The 16,344-nt window shown below is 48.2% G+C and carries 21 protein-coding genes; 12 read left to right on the forward strand and 9 right to left on the reverse strand.

Translation table 11 applies throughout. From position 1 onward, the window contains the following. Position 1: 1 nt before the first annotated feature. The gene (locus QVC96_RS06915; RefSeq protein WP_287690369.1) at positions 2-1,603 is read left to right on the forward strand and encodes a DUF2070 family protein; all 1,602 of its coding nucleotides are present in this window, start codon (positions 2-4) and stop codon (positions 1,601-1,603) included. Here the strand turns inward: QVC96_RS06915 and QVC96_RS06920 are convergent. Together QVC96_RS06920 and QVC96_RS06925 are read right to left on the reverse strand one after the other, a co-directional pair. Continuing rightward, complete coding sequence (locus QVC96_RS06920) at positions 1,574-2,935, reverse strand: digeranylgeranylglycerophospholipid reductase (RefSeq protein WP_287690443.1); 1,362 nt, start codon at positions 2,933-2,935, stop codon at positions 1,574-1,576. The two genes, QVC96_RS06915 and QVC96_RS06920, sit on opposite strands and share 30 nt — an antisense overlap. A 39-nt stretch (positions 2,936-2,974) precedes the next feature. Continuing rightward, positions 2,975-3,352, reverse strand: a complete 378-nt coding sequence (locus QVC96_RS06925; protein WP_238025539.1) for a DUF5751 family protein — start codon at positions 3,350-3,352, stop codon at positions 2,975-2,977. A 107-nt stretch (positions 3,353-3,459) separates the two neighbouring features. Here QVC96_RS06925 and QVC96_RS06930 point away from each other — a divergent pair, with 107 nt between their 5' ends. Then, positions 3,460-3,693: a hypothetical protein gene (locus QVC96_RS06930; protein ID WP_238025540.1), complete on the forward strand. Its 234-nt coding sequence runs from the start codon at positions 3,460-3,462 to the stop codon at positions 3,691-3,693. Here QVC96_RS06930 and QVC96_RS06935 read toward each other — a convergent pair. Both QVC96_RS06935 and QVC96_RS06940 read right to left on the reverse strand, forming a co-directional pair. Further along, the gene (locus tag QVC96_RS06935) at positions 3,683-4,222 is read right to left on the reverse strand and encodes a phosphoesterase (protein WP_012020646.1); all 540 of its coding nucleotides are present in this window, start codon (positions 4,220-4,222) and stop codon (positions 3,683-3,685) included. The genes QVC96_RS06930 and QVC96_RS06935 overlap by 11 nt on opposite strands. Further along, positions 4,219-5,034 carry an isoaspartyl peptidase/L-asparaginase gene (locus tag QVC96_RS06940; protein ID WP_287690372.1) on the reverse strand — a complete coding sequence of 272 codons (816 nt, stop codon included), beginning with the start codon at positions 5,032-5,034 and terminating at the stop codon, positions 4,219-4,221. Before QVC96_RS06940 ends, QVC96_RS06935 begins: the two co-directional genes overlap by 4 nt. 58 nt (positions 5,035-5,092) lie before the next feature. On the opposite strand from QVC96_RS06940, the gene QVC96_RS06945 reads away from it, so the two are divergent. From QVC96_RS06945 to QVC96_RS06975, 7 genes are read left to right on the forward strand one after another with little or no spacing between them, the layout of a single operon-like run. After that, positions 5,093-5,593, forward strand: coding sequence for a hypothetical protein (locus tag QVC96_RS06945; RefSeq protein ID WP_238025542.1), 501 nt, complete (start codon positions 5,093-5,095; stop codon positions 5,591-5,593). Positions 5,594-5,602: 9 nt separating this feature from the next. Continuing rightward, complete coding sequence (locus QVC96_RS06950; protein WP_238025543.1) at positions 5,603-6,592, forward strand: NAD(P)/FAD-dependent oxidoreductase; 990 nt, start codon at positions 5,603-5,605, stop codon at positions 6,590-6,592. Next, positions 6,589-7,050: an Lrp/AsnC family transcriptional regulator gene (locus QVC96_RS06955; RefSeq protein ID WP_255776095.1), complete on the forward strand. Its 462-nt coding sequence runs from the start codon at positions 6,589-6,591 to the stop codon at positions 7,048-7,050. Before QVC96_RS06950 ends, QVC96_RS06955 begins: the two co-directional genes overlap by 4 nt. A 42-nt stretch (positions 7,051-7,092) precedes the next feature. Further along, positions 7,093-7,902, forward strand: coding sequence for an S-methyl-5'-thioadenosine phosphorylase (locus QVC96_RS06960; protein WP_238025545.1), 810 nt, complete (start codon positions 7,093-7,095; stop codon positions 7,900-7,902). Beyond that, positions 7,899-8,642 carry a hypothetical protein gene (locus tag QVC96_RS06965; protein WP_287690373.1) on the forward strand — a complete coding sequence of 248 codons (744 nt, stop codon included), beginning with the start codon at positions 7,899-7,901 and terminating at the stop codon, positions 8,640-8,642. The genes QVC96_RS06960 and QVC96_RS06965 overlap by 4 nt, the downstream gene beginning before the upstream one ends. Before the next feature lie 6 nt (positions 8,643-8,648). Next, a complete protein-coding gene (gene gdS-2, locus QVC96_RS06970) occupies positions 8,649-9,497 on the forward strand; it encodes a hexaprenyl pyrophosphate synthase (RefSeq protein ID WP_238025548.1) in 849 nt (282 codons plus the stop codon). Positions 9,498-9,521: 24 nt separating this feature from the next. Next, entirely contained in the window at positions 9,522-10,412 is an 891-nt protein-coding gene (locus QVC96_RS06975; protein ID WP_425597985.1) for an ATP-grasp domain-containing protein, read from the forward strand. A gap of 192 nt (positions 10,413-10,604) precedes the next feature. Here the strand turns inward: QVC96_RS06975 and QVC96_RS06980 are convergent, their stop codons facing one another. From QVC96_RS06980 to QVC96_RS06995, 4 genes are read right to left on the reverse strand one after another with little or no spacing between them, the layout of a single operon-like run. After that, positions 10,605-11,129 carry an SAM-dependent methyltransferase gene (locus QVC96_RS06980; RefSeq protein ID WP_238025550.1) on the reverse strand — a complete coding sequence of 175 codons (525 nt, stop codon included), beginning with the start codon at positions 11,127-11,129 and terminating at the stop codon, positions 10,605-10,607. Continuing rightward, the gene (locus QVC96_RS06985) at positions 11,126-11,872 is read right to left on the reverse strand and encodes a cobalt-precorrin-4/precorrin-4 C(11)-methyltransferase (RefSeq protein WP_238025552.1); all 747 of its coding nucleotides are present in this window, start codon (positions 11,870-11,872) and stop codon (positions 11,126-11,128) included. Before QVC96_RS06985 ends, QVC96_RS06980 begins: the two co-directional genes overlap by 4 nt. After that, positions 11,869-12,681, reverse strand: a complete 813-nt coding sequence (locus tag QVC96_RS06990; RefSeq protein WP_238025553.1) for a slipin family protein — start codon at positions 12,679-12,681, stop codon at positions 11,869-11,871. Before QVC96_RS06990 ends, QVC96_RS06985 begins: the two co-directional genes overlap by 4 nt. A 57-nt stretch (positions 12,682-12,738) precedes the next feature. Next, positions 12,739-14,025 (reverse strand): thermopsin family protease, encoded by a 1,287-nt coding sequence (locus QVC96_RS06995; RefSeq protein ID WP_287690375.1) that lies wholly within the window; start codon positions 14,023-14,025, stop codon positions 12,739-12,741. 38 nt (positions 14,026-14,063) lie between these two features. Between QVC96_RS06995 and QVC96_RS07000 the strand changes: the two genes are divergently transcribed. Genes QVC96_RS07000 through QVC96_RS07010 form a run of 3 tightly spaced genes read left to right on the forward strand, consistent with a single transcriptional unit; the run spans position 14,064 to position 15,497 of the window. Then, positions 14,064-14,429 carry an NfeD family protein gene (locus tag QVC96_RS07000; RefSeq protein ID WP_238025557.1) on the forward strand — a complete coding sequence of 122 codons (366 nt, stop codon included), beginning with the start codon at positions 14,064-14,066 and terminating at the stop codon, positions 14,427-14,429. After that, positions 14,413-14,688, forward strand: coding sequence for a hypothetical protein (locus QVC96_RS07005; protein ID WP_238025559.1), 276 nt, complete (start codon positions 14,413-14,415; stop codon positions 14,686-14,688). Before QVC96_RS07000 ends, QVC96_RS07005 begins: the two co-directional genes overlap by 17 nt. Before the next feature lie 2 nt (positions 14,689-14,690). Beyond that, complete coding sequence (locus QVC96_RS07010; RefSeq protein WP_287690378.1) at positions 14,691-15,497, forward strand: gamma-glutamylcyclotransferase; 807 nt, start codon at positions 14,691-14,693, stop codon at positions 15,495-15,497. 213 nt (positions 15,498-15,710) lie between these two features. Here the strand turns inward: QVC96_RS07010 and QVC96_RS07015 are convergent, their stop codons facing one another. Beyond that, complete coding sequence (locus tag QVC96_RS07015) at positions 15,711-16,001, reverse strand: 4a-hydroxytetrahydrobiopterin dehydratase (RefSeq protein WP_238025560.1); 291 nt, start codon at positions 15,999-16,001, stop codon at positions 15,711-15,713. Positions 16,002-16,344: the final 343 nt, after the last annotated feature.

Genomic DNA, 16,344 nt, shown 5'->3' on the forward strand with positions numbered 1-16,344 from the left:
CGTGGATTCAGAAAAACTAACTAGAAATTACTATTCTAAGCTCATAAGGTTACAATCGACGGAGGCCCTTTCAATCTGGGTTGGGGCTGAAGTAGGCCTTTCCTTTCTGAGATCCCTGTCGGATGGCTTTGCATATTTGACGGGATTCCTTGTTTACCTAGTTCTGTCCCTGTTATCACTCCACAGGAGAGTTAGAACTTTCCTTGCTATGGCTGGCATGTTCGGGATACTTTACCTCATAATATCTTTCTTTCCATTAGTGATACCGCTGTCCTTTGGCCTGTTCATCCCTTTAATGACATACGTGATGCTGATAGATTATGGAGATCTGACCTCCCCGGCCTTAACAACAGTCACAGGACTGGTCTCAGCCCTCTCCACGTTTCCTAAGAACCTTGAACTGGTCATTGCCTTCTATCTGGTTGTGGGATTGTTCTCATACCTATATCTAATCCTCGTGAACAGAAAGGGAAAAAGCATTACGGGTATCTCCTCTCTTAACATCGTAAGGCCTTTCCTTAAGGCCATGAGCTACAGAAGGGATGAGGAAGTGGAGAACTTTCTGGAAAAAATATCCACAGAGTTCCACTCAAGCACACTCGTTCTCAAACTCGGTGATCTACTTCTAGTTTTACCTAGGATACACTTTGGAATGTATGGAAAGGTCGGAAGCTCCCTCTTCCCCTACCAACTGGAGGAGCTGATGGGTGACAGGGTGATTGTGTTTCACGGACCTGGAAGCCACGAAATAGACGTTGCCTCAAGTAAGGAATCTCGCAAACTGGCTCAACTTATTTCCTCAAGGATCAAGGAGGGGAAATGGAAGGAGCTGAAATTTGGGGGGATAAAGTTTCTGTCTCAGGACAGGTTTAGGATGACCTCGCTGGTCTTTGACCATGTGACCCTTAACTTCAGCGAGAGACCCGGTTACGGAATAGATGACCTTCCAGGAGGATTGTGGGATGAGTCACTGAAGACGGGGAACTTTCTCGTTGATTGTCATAATGAATCTCTGAAGGAGGAGATAGGTCACAGAGATGAAAGGGCCTTAAGGGAATTCATTTCAAGGAAGATTCCAGTAACCGAGGAGAGACCCCTATTCGTGGGATACGGCGAGTCCGAGATAAAGTCTACGTGTGAGGGAATCTGTAACAGGAAAGTTAAGGCGTTAATAATTGGGGATGGCGAGAAAAGAATACTTGTGGGTTACATATTTGCCAACAACGCCAACGAGGAAACGGGAAGACTCTTACAAGAGAAGTTTGGTAACATGTTTGATAAGGTTATTCTTGTGACTCCGGACGACCATTCGTGCACTGGAACGTCTTTCGGAAATCTTTACGCCCCCGCAGAGCCCTGCCCGCTCATAGTTGATGCTCTCGCTAGCGCAATTGAGAAAGCTGAAGCGGAATACAAGAGAGCGGACGCGAAATACATGATAGTAGACGGAAAAGTAAAAGTGATTGGAAAATTCATCTCCTCAATGGTGGAGGGATTGGAACAGGTGGGGAGTTTCGCAATGAGAACCTTCTGGATCCCAGTGATCTTCCCCTATGTGGTCCTTCTCATACTCCTACTTGGAAATTACCTTATCAAATTCTAGGATTAGCTGTTTAACTTCCCCTTTCCACTTTGGTAACTGATCTGGGCCAGCTGGATAGGCCCTGTATAACGTCTTTATCTCCTTCATATACTCAGCTACGTTCTTTAACTTGTAAAGCAATGATGGTCTTCCCAAACCCGCAATGACCCTCATTGCCTTATCGGCAACGGACAGCTGAAGGTCTCCTGTCATACTCGCCTCCAGAAGATCCTCCTCCCTGATAACCTTCTTCCTCATCCCGTAGTTGATGTCGTCGTCGGAGAGCTTCTGAAGGAACCTCCTGAACAGTTCTAGGCTCGCCTGCTTCGCCCCATAACGCTCATTATAGCACAGGTTAGTCTCCCAGAGGGATTGGGCGGAGAAATCCCCCTTTTCAAAGGAGTTCAACGTTGCCCTAGCTGCGCAGAAACCTGATATCATGGCGGAACCCTTTCCACCACCGTGTACGGGGTTAGCGGTGTAACCGGAGTCACCTATGACTATTATACCGTTCCAAACCAAGGTATCTAGGGGCCTCCTGGTTGGCACAAGGGCTCCTCCCTTCACTATCATCCTATTCCTATCAATGTCTGCCCCATACTCTTTCCAGTATTTTTCATAAAAGGTATAAATACTGGGGTACCCCATTCCGCCCTGTATTCCCAGGCCTATGTTTACCTTATCCCTCCCCTTCGGGAAATACCACCAGTACCCTCCAGGAGATGTGGTCTGATTGATGAAAATCTTCAGGTAGCCAGGTTCATCGATATCTTCCTTTGTGTATGCCACTTCCCTATAGGCGATGTCAGCATCCCTCTCATCCATGTCCTCGGAAACGGGAATTTCCTGTGGAAGTTTGCTCCTGAAGCTCCTCGAGTAACCGGTGGCCTCTATAACCATCTTTGCCTTTACCTCTATCTGTTCCTCCTTCCTCCTGTCAAATATCACAGCACCTCTCACGAAGCCGTCCTCGAGAATTGGCTTCATGGCAGTTGTTAGATCCATAACTTCTACTCCTCTGTCCCTAGCTTCCCTCAGTATTCTTTGCGTGTAGGCTGGGGCATTTATCTCAAATCCCTCGCCCTTCACTGTCCACTCCGTGGACATATCCGGGCTATACAGCTTGATTCCGTCGATTTTCTGTTCCAGTTGCTCCCCTTCCGGATAGGGCATGCCAAGATTGTCAAAGTGTTCCTTGCTCACGGCATCTCCGCAGGGTTTATCTCCTATCCTGTTCCAAGGCTTACTATCAATCAGGAGTATCTTGAGCCCCTTGTTGGCCAGATGCCAAGCAGCGGTGGAACCTGCGAATCCTCCACCAATTATTAACACGTCATAGTTTAGTTGTTTCAAAAATATCCCTGCCAGCTTTTCTCCATCCAAAATAAAAATCTACTTACAATTATCCTTTATCATGGAGATCTTTAGGGAATCTGGAAGCGCTGACATTAACTTGCTCATGGAGTACTTGTTATCCTCGTCGCAATAGGTCATAATGCCGTCAATGCCAAGCTGGGAGGCCTTCTCAAACATCTTCTTTACGTCCTCAGGTTTCCAAGTGTACACCTCTAGGCCCAGATCAATGTTGTCAAGTATAGCTTCCCTCGCACTGGCCAGCACTTGCCAGTGGGGAAGGGAAGATATCACGTTGATGAAAATCTTCCTGTAACCTGAAGTCCTAGCATCCTTCATCAGCTTCCTGAAGACATCAGCTAAGGTCTCCTCCCTAACCTGCACTAGGACTAGGACAGCCTTATTTCTCAAGTCCATGGGTTTATCCTGGTCAGCTTAGTTAATATTAGTAATGTGTCCCAGTTCGCGGTGATACGCTAAACTCCATTCCTTTGTTTTTTAAGTTGAGGAAACAATATAATATTGTGATAGTCCAGATAATTTACAGAAAGTTTACCCCAGAGATTAGAAAACTGGTCCTAAAATTGAGGAAAATCAGGTCAGTTGAGGATATCATATTCAGCAAGGGGGAAAGAAACATGTTAATAGTGGACGGGATGGTGGCATGGAAAGAGGGAGATGGAGATCCCATGGAGGGATTTTACGACGTTAGAATAATCAAAAGTATGTCGGAAATAAACCTGGACGTCAGTGCGTGAGACTCCTGGTATAGTGCGAGGAATCTGTGATGACAACGTATCCGCGACTCTCGGGCGGGAACTCCCTGGTTATACCTCCCGCATAGATGACCCTTGCGAGTTTATCCACCTCCAACCTCTTGTGCTGGCCGATCACAAGCCAGTCCCAGGGTCCCGCCCCCACAGTTTTTCTCAATTGGTCAATATCTCCCTGATGTCCGTGAATTATGTAGTACTTTATGGAGGATGCGTCGGCAATGTACATGGTGGTCCCTATTATCTCTTCCCTGTACCTGGGTTCCGCCATGATGCACTTCAACGCGTGGGGGTCCATGTCCCCCTGAATATAAACCAGTTGAGCCCACGGAGCAATGCTCCTTATAACGTAAAGCACGTCAATTACTCTAGGACATTCGTAGTCCCAGTAGCACTGTGTCGTATCACCGTTCAGCACAATGACCTCTGGCTCCTCCTTCTTTATCACGTTTGAGAGAACGCTCTCTATATGTGGTTCAGGAAACCTTATGTTGCTGAGGACCAATATCTTCATAACTGATCTACCTCATCAAAGAACACTTTCTCTCCTCCGTTCCACTTAATTCCTCTTGGCATTGCGCCGGTATTAAATGATGCTGAGGCGTAACCCTGGTAGTCTAGGGCAATTAAACCGAGGTTATCCCTGCCGAACGTTTCGGTGAACTTTCCCATAACCGCCCTAACGGATTCGTCCAGGGGGTAGCCCATGGCTCGCAACATGTCAATCTCCTTGGCCGGGAGCAACCTGAGAATGAGCTCTCCTATCCCTGTGCAGGAGACAGCCACCCTGGTAGTCGCGTAAAATCCAGCCCCAGGTACTGGCGAGTCCCCCACACGTCCGGGTAACTTGCCCCTGATTCCACCGGTACTGGTTCCGGCGGACAGATTTCCCTGTTCATCTAACGCCACTGCCCCTACGGTGTTCCCATCCCTTGAATTGTCGCCCATCTCTATATCTTCCCACACTGTCCTTACCATGAGGACATGCCTTCCCTGCTTCAAAACTTCATAGGCTCTCCTTATTGGATTTCTTGCCCTTATGGATCCCACCGAACCCACGGAAAGAGTCTTACCATACATCAGTCCAGCGTCCATCTCCACTCCTCCCTCTGAGTTCTTCACGCTTCCCCTTCCCGCGTTGAAAATTCCACTATCCTCCATGGAGGCTATGGCCTCCACCACCGCCTCCAAAGAGCTTCCTGCTCTGAACTCCCCATAACCCCTCTCCAGAGATTCCCTAAGAGCCTTCAAAGCCCTGTCCCTTTCCATATTTCTCCATGAGCCCGCTCCTCCATGAATTACAAGAACCGGCGAATTGTATCTCATTGACTCAATGTTACCATTAGATATTTTTATCTTTGATAACAGGTTAAAGATGGTTCAAATGAAGGACTGGCAAGTTGCTGGCGTCTCTCTCGTGCTGATACTGTTACCTGTATTACCCGCACTGGCTAACAGCTTTCCTGCTTTCCTGGGAGCCTCAATTGTGGGTTTCGCCATAGCTCTCTACCTTTTCTGGACATACAGGCCGTGGGCCGGAAAGGACAACGCAGTGGTCTCGCTGTACTTCACGGGAATATTCTCCTTTGGTCTCGCCCTAGGAGTTTTCTTCGTGTTACCCCTTCAGCCCAGACTATACGGTGTGGTATCAATCGTGGAATCCATACCCTTCTTCATCTCGTTCTACTTCGCCACCAAAGAAATATGGAAGGCCCTGTTCAAGAAGGACATCCTATACCTGGCAGACGGATATTTCGCCTTCGTCCTCACCGTGTTGATTGGGGCTGTAATAGGCAGGTTCCTCCACAACTTCTATGAATTAATTGTCCTTTATACAGGATTTCTTACAATGGGCTTTATACTGATGCTCTACTTTAGGAAGTAAGGTGTTTACATGAAGGTGGCCGTGGTAGGAGGGGGCCCGGCTGGGATCTCGCTTGGATGGTTTCTGAAGGGAACAAGGGTCGACGTCACCGTTTACGAGGGGCTTGATGACGTCGGGAAGAAGCCCTGCGCGTGGGGAGTTCTCAAGGGGATAGAGAATTACCTGGATATCCCAAAGGAGGCTATATACAGTGAGATAAAGGGGTTCAGGATTTTCCTTGACAATAAGCTCATCTCCGAGGTCAGGGAGAGGGAGAGGCTCGGTTACATTGTGGACAAGCCACTCCTCCTTAGGAAACTTGGGGAAAAGATCGACCTCAGGCTCAACTCAAAGGTGGTCCTACACGGGGATAAACTTTTGGTGAATGGAAAGGAGGAGGAGGCCGATAAGGTGATAATAGCCACTGGGCACTACTCCCTCTCCAAGGACGTGACCATCCCCGCGCTCCAGTACATAACTGACCTGAATTACGACCCTGAAATGGTGGATATGTACTTCTATTCAGACCTCCTTGGATATGGGTGGATATTTCCAGATCCAAAGGGAGCCAAGATAGGGGTTGGTGGCTACGCCTCCGTGGATTTCATAAGGGAGAAGCTTAAGACCATCACTTCCGGGAGGATCCTGACACAGCACGGGGCAAGGGTTGCCGATTACGGCGTCTTCGAGGATAGACTGAACGGATCCTACATCGGGGAGGCTCTAGGAACCGTTTATGCGGTCACTGGGGAGGGGATAAGGCCATCCATTATCTCCTCTAAGATAATGGCCGACTCTCTCCTAGAGGGAAAGGACTTCTCTAAGGAGTTCAGGAAAAGCAAGCTTCACTGGACCCTCCAAGTGCACGCTGAGGTCATCAAGAGGGCCAAGGCATCCAATTCGGTGAAGGGATTGGAGAGGGTATTACTGAGGGCAGATCCCAAGCTAGTTGTGAAGTTCGCTATGGGCGATTTTGGGAAGTTAGACCTTATTAAACTGTTCGGGAGTGCTATATTATGACAGATTATTATTACCTGGATAACGTGGACAGGAAAATTCTAAACATTTTACAGAAAGATTCCAGGACTCCCTTCTCCAGGTTGGCCAAGATGCTTGACCTGAGCGAGTCTACAATTCACATGAGAGTGAAGAGGCTCGTGAAGGAGGGCGTCATCAAGAACTTCGGAATAGAGATTGACCTAGATAGAATAGGCCTGAACGTTTTAGCCTTTGTTCTCATCAAGGCGGAGCCCAAGAAATACGAGGAAATACTAAAGAAACTGGTGGAGATGAACGAGATCTACGACATATATGACGTGACTGGCGAGTACTATGCCCTCCTGAAGGTGAGGGTGAAGTCCAGGGAGGAACTGGCCAAGGTTCTGGACTATATTGGCAAGCTGGAGGGGGTTACCTCAACCTACACCATGGTCGCCCTGAGAACAATAAAGGAGAAGAAGTACCTGGATGAGACTTAAGGGCACTGAATCCTTTTTAACGCCTCCTGCTCTTTATGTGCGATGAGCTCGCAAAATAGGGCACAGATTGCTGTTATAGGGGGATCAGGTCTATATGATCCTGAGATTTTCTCAAACGTAAGGGAGATCAAGGTTCACACGCCCTACGGCGAAACCAGCGATCTAATCACACTTGGCGAACTGGAAGGGAGAACCGTGGCCTTCCTTCCTCGCCACGGAAAAAGACACAGGATACCCCCGCACAAAATAAACTACAGGGCAAACATATGGGCACTGAAGGAGCTTGGAGTAAAGTGGGTCATCTCGGTCTCGGCAGTGGGTAGCCTAAACCTTGATTACAAGCCAGGGGAATTCGTTATCCCAGATCAGTTCATTGACATGACCAAGAGAAGAGAGTACACCTTCTACGACGGTCCAGTGGTGGCCCACGTGTCCATGGCCGAACCGTTCTGCAACTCCCTGAGGAAAATCATCATCGAGAGTGCCAAGAGGTTGAACATAACAACCCACCCCAAGGGGACCTACATCTGCATAGAGGGGCCCAGATTTTCCACCAAGGCCGAGAGCATCGTGTGGAAGGAGGTGTTTAAGGCGGACATCATTGGAATGACCCTGGTCCCCGAGGTGAATCTGGCCTGTGAGGCTGAGATGTGTTACTCCACAATAGCCATGATCACCGATTACGACGTCTTCGCTGAGGTTCCCGTGACGGCTGAGGAAGTCACCAGAGTCATGTCGGAGAACACGGCCAAGGCGAAGGCCCTGTTAAGGGAGGTAATAAGGTCTATTCCCGAGAAGCCCGACGAGAGAGAGTGTTCCTGTTGTCACTCCCTGAGGACAGCTCTAGTGTGATAGATCAGCTCAGGCCCCCCAAGATATCCCTTCCGTCCTTCTCCACCATAGTTTACGGGTACGGGATGGAGCTTCCTGCCTATACTCTTGCCAGGGGGTATGTGGCGCTCACAGGAGAGTCGGTGAAATTGCTAGGGGTATATGACTTCACGTTTCTGGACTCGCCCTACTCTGAGAATAAGGAGGTGGTATTCTTCGTAAATGATGACTCGGAGTTAAGAGACCTGGAGAACGTGGTGAAATCCCTTAATGTCAGGGGAACTCTCCTGACGTGTGGACAGAGGAAATTTACCCTGAAAACGCTTGGGTCTGAGGGTGATCTCTGCGAGGTCAACCTGGCCCTCTCATCCTTATCTTGGCTCACCAGATTCCCCTCATCCAGGTCTAAACACCTTTCAGAGGAACTTGATATGTCAGATCTTAGGGAGTGGATAGATGGAAAGATCCAGGAAATTGACCCTTCCCTGGATCTGGTGGTCTCCCCGGTTCTTCTACCTTCCTTGACACTTCTCAGGCGGAATCTGGGAAAGAAAGTAAAACCATTTTACGAAAATGACTTTTCCGACTCCAACGTAGTATATACTGGTGTTGACACCTTGATTGGTAAAAGGACTGCCTTCCAGTTGAGAAATCAGGGTAAGAAGGTGAGGGAGGTTCTCCTGGATACTGATCCATTGACGGCTCCCATATATTTAAGTATAATGTCTTACATTTTTAAGATTAGAACTAAAGGAAGCTGATCAAGATTGGACCTGATGGAGTTTTGGTTTAGGAGCAGGGCTGTCATTGATGACCTTGTGGAGAAGTTCCTTGATGAATCAAAGGAATGGGAAACCATGGAGATGTCCAAGTACATCATGAGGGACGGGAAGAGGTTCAGGGGAACTCTTATGTTTCTCTTCAATGGAGCACTGGGAGGGGAAGAGAGGGATGCCTATCCAGGGGCACTTGCAACTGAGATTCTCCACTCTGCCTCACTGGCCCTTGACGACATTGTAGACTATGACGAGATCAGGAGGGGAATGAAAGCTGCTTGGGCGGTTTACACGAACAGGAAGGTAATTTTCGTGTCCAACTATCTCATTCCCACAGCCCTGAACATAATCTCTGGCTACGGGGACAAGGCACTGAGGATAAGTGTGGACCTGTGGAAGGATACAGCTGTGGGAGCACTCAAGGACATGTACGGGAAGGACGAGGATTACATGAGGACCATTGAGCTCAAGACCGCCTCCCTCTTCAAGCTTCCGACCATGCTCTCCTCCTTCTCCTCTGGAAGGAGCGAGTTCCTTGATACCCTCATGGAGGCAGGAAAGGACCTGGGGATCATTTACCAGCTTATTGACGACTATGTGGACTGCGTGACGCAGGAGAAGGACAAGCTGGTGGGAAGCGCAAAGCAACTCTTCTCCTTAACTTCGGGCAAGTTTGAGTCCTTCGTCAGGTTGAAGTACAGGGAATACAAGGAGCACTATGAAAGTCTCCTTAGATCCCTTCCAGTACAGGGAGATTATCTAGATCAGCTCGTAGCTCTCCCTGACTTTTTGGCGTTCGGTCTCATGGGAGAGGCTGGAATAAAGAATAAAATATTTTAGGATTACCCCCTTCAGGAGAGAAATTTGGCAAAGATAGCAGTAGTTCACGAGTCACAGAAAGTCACTGAGGCCTCAAAACAACTGTTGCTGGAGATAAAGGCAAGGGGTCACACAGCCTATTACATAAGGGTTTCAAGGATTAACTCATCCATAGGGAGCGACCTCGGGATATCCTACGCTGGAAGGAAACTGGAACTGGATGGAGCACTTATCAGGAATCTTGGCTTCCTCACCACCATAGAGCAGATGATAAGGAGAGCTGACGTTCTCAGGGAGATTGAGAACCGTGGTGTAGTGACCATGAACAGGATAAAATCAATGTTGCTGGCCAGGGACAAGTACGCCAGCATATCCAAGTTGAATAGGGCTGGCATACCCGTTCCCTTCACTGCCCTCGTTGAGGATCCCTTTGAGGTAATGAGGCTTGTGGAGGAATGGGGCGAGGTCGTGATAAAACCCTTAGTGGGGAGTCTCGGGCTGGGATCCGTTAAGGTTTCCGATCCTGACATAGCCTTCAGGGTGGCCAAATCCATCCTGTCGGTGAACCAACCAGTTTACGTTCAAAAGTACGTGAAAAAACCCAACAGGGACATCAGGGCCTTTGTGGTAGGTGACAGGCTGTTGGGAAGCATCTACAGGATATCGCAGGAAAACTGGAAAACCAACGTGGCGCAGGGCGCGCTAGTACAGGCCATATCCTCAGCTGACCTCAAGGAGATTGAGGAGATCAGCGTGAAGGCTACCAAGGCACTGGGGCTGGATTACTCCGGAGTGGATATAGTGGAGGACCTAGAGGGAGGCTACAAGGTGCTGGAAGTGAATGGAGCCCCCATGTGGAAGGGATTCCAGACCGCAACCTCCCTGAATCCCGCAAAGTACATTGTGAACCTTCTCCTTGAGAAGATAAGGAAATGAGGAGAAGCAAAACCGTCTGAGCCGTGATGTTGAGCTCTCGCCCTGATCCTCTATAGATTATTGTCTATAGGTTCCCCTTGCAAACCCTTTTATTAGAACACGGGCTATAGACAATTGGAGGAGAATGAAATGATGTATGTGAGATATTATAGAACGTCACTGGACTTAGATGAGTACGTCACCATGTCCGCGCTAGGCTAACCTTTTTATTGAGACAGTGAAATAGCCGTTTCCGCATCTTACAGGAGATTCCACTTCCCCTTTCATGAATACCAGTGTGTTCACCCTGTGTTCGTTCAGGTTCACTGGATCCGGCGATATTAGAACTTTCTCCTTCCCCAGGGCAATTGGAGTTTTATGAAGTGCAGAACACCATGAAAATGAAGTGATACCCGGTACCACCTCTCTGATCTCTGTGAACTGACCAAGTCTATATAGGGAGCTATAAAACGCAGGATCCCCCAAGGTTACGTACACCACGTTGTTGTAGGACCTTATCTGATCCACTAAGCCCTGGTAGGCAGACCTGTCCTTCCTCACCGGTAAGGGAAACTCCAGGACCTCCTTTCCCTGGACATGGGGTAAAACGGCGTTAAAGGTAATCCTCTTGGAGGATGTTGGGATCACCACCAGATCTGCATCCCTGATGAGCCTGAGAGCCTTCAGGGTGAGAAGTTCCGGGTCGCCAGGGCCGACACCAACACCATAAAGGTTCATTTCAACCCCCTATACGAATGTATGAAGTCTGGGGAGTACAGATTGCTCCTCTTCTCTCCCTGGAACCGGAGGCATTCGCTCACCAGGATCAGGGCAGTCTTGGTTATCCTGTTCTCCCTTACCATCCTTTCCAGGTGCTTGAGTTCACCCCTGAGGATCAGCTGATCGCTCCAACCAGCCCTATACACCACCGCAACTGGATAGTCCTGGGGAAACACCTTGAGCAGTTCCTCCTGAACCAAGTTGACCAGATGAATAGAAAGAAAGATCACCACACTGGAGTTCCTGTCCAAGACCATCCTCCTCTCGTACGAGGTCCTGTAGGGTAGTCGCGTTATGATAATGGACTGAGGCCCTCCGGGGCAGGTTAACTCCACGCCCAAGAGTGATGCGGAGAGCTGAAAGGAGCTTATCCCTGGAATTATCTCAGCTTCTATTCCCTCCCTTGCCAGAAGGGAAATCTCCTCGCTGATGGCCCCGTAGATGGAGGGATCACCGTCGTGAGCGATACATACCTTCCTGCCCTGCTCAAGTTCCTCCTTCACGCTCCTAACTATCTCCTCCATGGTCATGATAGCCGTGTCGCGGGTAATCTTGTCCTTAAACAAGTTTTTCACGTCGTCACTGATCAGAGAACCGGTGTAAAAAACAACGTCACATTCCCTTAACCTTCTCAAGGCCTTCAGGGTGATTAGCTCTGGATCTCCGGGACCAACCCCTAGAATGGTGACACTGGGTTTCAACTTCCTCCCTTGGAGCTACCGCTTTCCATTTTTTTAAGGCTGTTTACCAGGGCCAGTGAAGTTGAGAGCGTCGGGTATATCTCCTTCTCCGCTGGAACCACTACTATTAGCCCTCCTCTCTGTGATATATCCGATAGGGTCTCCAGGAACCTCAACTGAAGGGCCATGGGATTAGTCTGGTAGGACTTGGAGGCCTCAGCCAGGATAGTGGAGGCCTGCTTTTCGCCCTCGCTTAGAATTACCTTGGCCCTCCTCAATCTCTCCGCCTCCGCCTGCTTAGCAATGGCAGTTAATAGGTCCGGAGACAGTTTTATATCCCTCACAGTCACTGCCGTGACCTTAACCCCCCACGCCTCGGTGTAGGAATCCAGTATCTCCTGTAACTTTTTGTTTATCTCTTCCCTCTTGCTAAGGACCTCGTCGAGCTCCATCTGCCCTATTATATCCCTCAAGGATGTTTGAGAAATGTTTAGGACTGCCATGTTGTAGTTGGCCACCATGGAAACGGCCTTCATGGGGTCCACGACCTTGTAATAGACGACGGCATCTATGGAAACTGTGACGTTATCTCGAGTAATTGTTGTTTGGGGTGGTATGTCCACCGTCCTAACCCTTAGATCCACCACCAGCGGTTTATCAACGAAGGGGATTAGGAAAATGATACCAGGTCCCTTCAACGCTAATATCCTTCCCAACCTGAGGACCACTGCCCTCTCCCACTCCCTAACTATCCTGAAGGAGAGAGCTACGAATATCAGGATAATGATAAGGAGAAAGACTATTCCAACTAAATCTGCTACTAGAGACATGTGATATATGGGAGTTACAAAGTTAAAAACATTGGTTTCACATTTTTTCTAGTGAACTCAGGTATACTTTCTTACTAGGAGCGCCGACACCAGAATTCCAGCCGTGAGACCTCCTATCACCTCGAGTAGGAGGTAGTTCACGGAGGTTTGTCCGTGATATTTAACGTGATTGAAGTCCGAACTTAGAGCCTTCTTAAAGTTGTACGTCTCAAGGAAGTGAACCAGGGAGTCAAAGGCAGATGTGGTCACGCTTATTAAATGGTTTAACTGGGGAGAGGAGAGGGCGTAGGACTGGGAAAGGGAGTAATTCCCCGGAAAATACACTTCGTAAAACGACTGGGTAACGTTGGTGAATGTAACTTCACCGGATGAGTTTGTTATTCCCTGAGCTAGGGTGACTAGGCTTAGACCCTTCAAGACCCTTATCTCAACTTCCTGCCCTGAGAAGGTGTAGTTCCCGTAGGATAACTTCACGTGAACGGTATCGTTAACCTGCGTCACGTTTATCTTTGGTGGAACAGGCCAGAGAACGGAAGGTGTATTAACCCCCCGGTTAATTTCTGCGAACGGTTTCTGTATATTTTCCAAGTTGGGAAATGAGGTCACCCCGTAGGCTGACTCCGCTGTGTCCAAGCCCACAGACAAAGCTGAAGGAACAATGGTCAGGTTGCTACCCTGGAGGAAGTAGAGCTCCTCGGATCCCTGAGCCAACATGTCCACTACACTTCCACCGCCTGGTCCACCCCACACCATCTCTAGGTCGTTTGGCAGTCCATTGGCCGATAGACCGCCAAGCTTGAAAAGGCCATGGAAGGGTAAAGTCAAGTATACCTTCTTGATCCCATTCACCGAGTACCCGAACTGAAGGTGCTGAGAAGAGTTCATGAATAGGGACAGGGAGACGGGAAGGGTAACGTTGAAACTGGGTCCCTGATAACAGTAAACCCCGAGGCCGTCAAAGGTTGTGGTGTTTTCCACAAGGGAAACGAATGGACCTGTGAGGTTCCAGAAATTAACAACCATGAAGACCTGGAAGGTTCTGTTATTTATCTCGTGAAACAGCATTACATCCTGAGCCCAGTAGGTGCCGTTGAGCATGACATTGAGCTGGAGGGACGCGTTTCCGTACTGAAAAGGCTGGCCAGAGATGTAGGACCTACCAATCTGAAGGGATGAGAGGTTCATGACCCCCATAACGTAGGGAGTGTAGTAGGTGGAGAAAAGGGAGAAGAAGCTAATCCCAACCGGCAATGAGATTCCTGTCTGAGCTGATGTCACAAGACCTAGAGGTAACAGGGCAGAAAGCACAAGAAGCAGTAAAATACCTACGGAAATGTAATACATGAATATGTTTTATAATGCCGGCCGTCAATAAAATTTTTGTGGCTCACGCTTATGTAATTCCGGTTATAATTATTCTCGTTCTAATTATAGCACTGATTCTAACTGGTTACATATCAGATCCCGTTGTGGTGGTGCCTTCGTTGGCGTTAATTGGTTTCCTATCCTACAGAATGATCTACGTCATTGCAAAGACTAGAAAGAGAAACCTTTACACCTATAGGGGAAAGGTGGGGAAGGCAGTGGATGACATTCCCAAGGGTAAGATAGGATATGTCCTCATTGAGGGTGAATACTGGGAGGCCGTAGCACTAGAGGACATAAAGAAGGACGAAACGGTGGTCGTAGAAGACATGAGGGATTTAAAGCTTCTAGTGAAGAGGAATATTAATGAAACTGTCGTTTGAAACTGTGAGGAGGTTGGAGGATTCCGGAAAGTACAAGCTAACAAGTCACGATGGTGATGTCCGCCTAGTGTATTACCCTCCCTCTGTGGAAGAGGCCTCGGGTGAGAGTGCAGACATTGTAAGGACCATGGAGATCAAGTTGAGGAGAGTTGAGGACGGATACGAAATACTTGGGGGAGAGGTAAAGGAGAATGGTGAGGTTTTAAGGGAGATTTCTCTAAACGAGTTGGAACTTTGGTTTCAGTTTCTAGAGGGATGAGCATGTATATCATGGCCTACGGGAGCCTCAGATATGGATTTGAATTGCATCATTACCTGAGGAAGGCTAGATTTGTCGGTCTTGGATACGCAGAGAATTACGACATGTATGATCTGGGGGGTTACCCGGGAGTAGTAAAGGGCGAAGGTAGAATTTGGGGCGAAGTTTACGAGATTGACAAGGCCACCCTGGACCTCTTGGATCAGGTTGAGGACTATAAGGGAGAGGAGGATGACCTTTACGTCAGGGAACTGACCACGGTTTTCTTTGACGAGAAGAGACTTCACAGACTCAATGGGGTTTACATTTACAGGTATAACCAGAGTATCAAGGACAGGGATCTCATTCCCTCTGGCGATTATTCTCGCTGGATTGGAATGCCTGTCATAACCAATCTTTTTGCCTATGCGGAGAACACCAATTATGACGTATTGAGTGAAAGGGGAGTTAAGGAAATTCTCAGGGAGGTCAATGGGATTCTCAAGGGTTACAGAATGATATTCAACGTCCCCTGTAAGTATGGCCTCTGCGCCAACCTTAAGGAAGATCCTGAAGGGAGAGTTTGCGGTTACATTTACACCCTTGTAGAGGATTACCTCAACACCCTAGATAAGGCGGAGGGTCATCTCATAAAATACGTTAGAAGAACCCTTAAGGTTCTAGATGATCAGGGAAGGGAGTATTTCGCCGTGGCCTACGTATCCGATCAGGATATGGGTGAAAGTATGCCCTCGGAGGAGTATAAAAATATTATTTTGAAAGGCCTAAGCAGGAGATGGAAGTCAGGGTGCGTGAGCACTGGCCTGTGATGACTACTTCCCAGTCCGATGGGTGACGAGTCCTTTAAGTGCTGAGATCTTTAACTCCCCGGTAAAGCCAAGCTTCGCCGGGTAGAAGACATGGATCCACGAAAATAGGAGGGCCTAGTCTGGTTTGTTGTGTATTTCACGTTAAAGGCTTCTTAAATACACAACAATATGAGGTAGCCCCAAATAGGATATCTTTGTGTTTTAACTCCCCGGTTAATGCATCAGCTTCTCGAGTTCGTCCAACTTTTGGGCTAGCTTCAAATCAAGGTCTGTAACTCCACCCTCGTCATGCGTAGTAAGGTGGATGACCACTCTATTATAGTACACACACAGGTCAGGATGATGGTCTAGGGAGTCGGCCACTGGCTGAACCATGGTTAAGAACCTGATGGAAGAGGCGAAATCCTTGAACTTGAACTCCTTGACCAGCTCTCCGTTCTCGTATTTCCAGTTATGGAGAGTAGATAGGGCCTTCTCTATTTCCTGTGTTGAAAGTCTGGGCATGTCACTCTATAACATAGCAAGTTCTTATGTCTTCATATTGAAACTTGGACTACAGTATAGATGCAATGTTTCCTTTCTAGCTATACCCTAAAAGTAAACAAGTGAGTTTTTAATTGAACTGATGTTTTCAACCTCCCCGTAGATAATACCTTGAGGCTCAGTATTATTTGAAACCTTAACTGTCAGTGTGCAGATGCAGTGTTTCCTAGACTCAGATCGTTACAACTAAACTCATTATAGTTTGGCTAATTTATATAGGCCTTCATGCGAAGGAAGTAGGCCCTAACGGAGGAAACTCTGCATGTTTACAGTCTCTCTCCCACGCGAGTTTGGGGATTAGGGA

Origin of the sequence: Metallosphaera javensis (ex Sakai et al. 2022) (assembly GCA_021654415.1) — an archaeon.
GTDB lineage: Archaea > Thermoproteota > Thermoprotei_A > Sulfolobales > Sulfolobaceae > Metallosphaera > Metallosphaera javensis.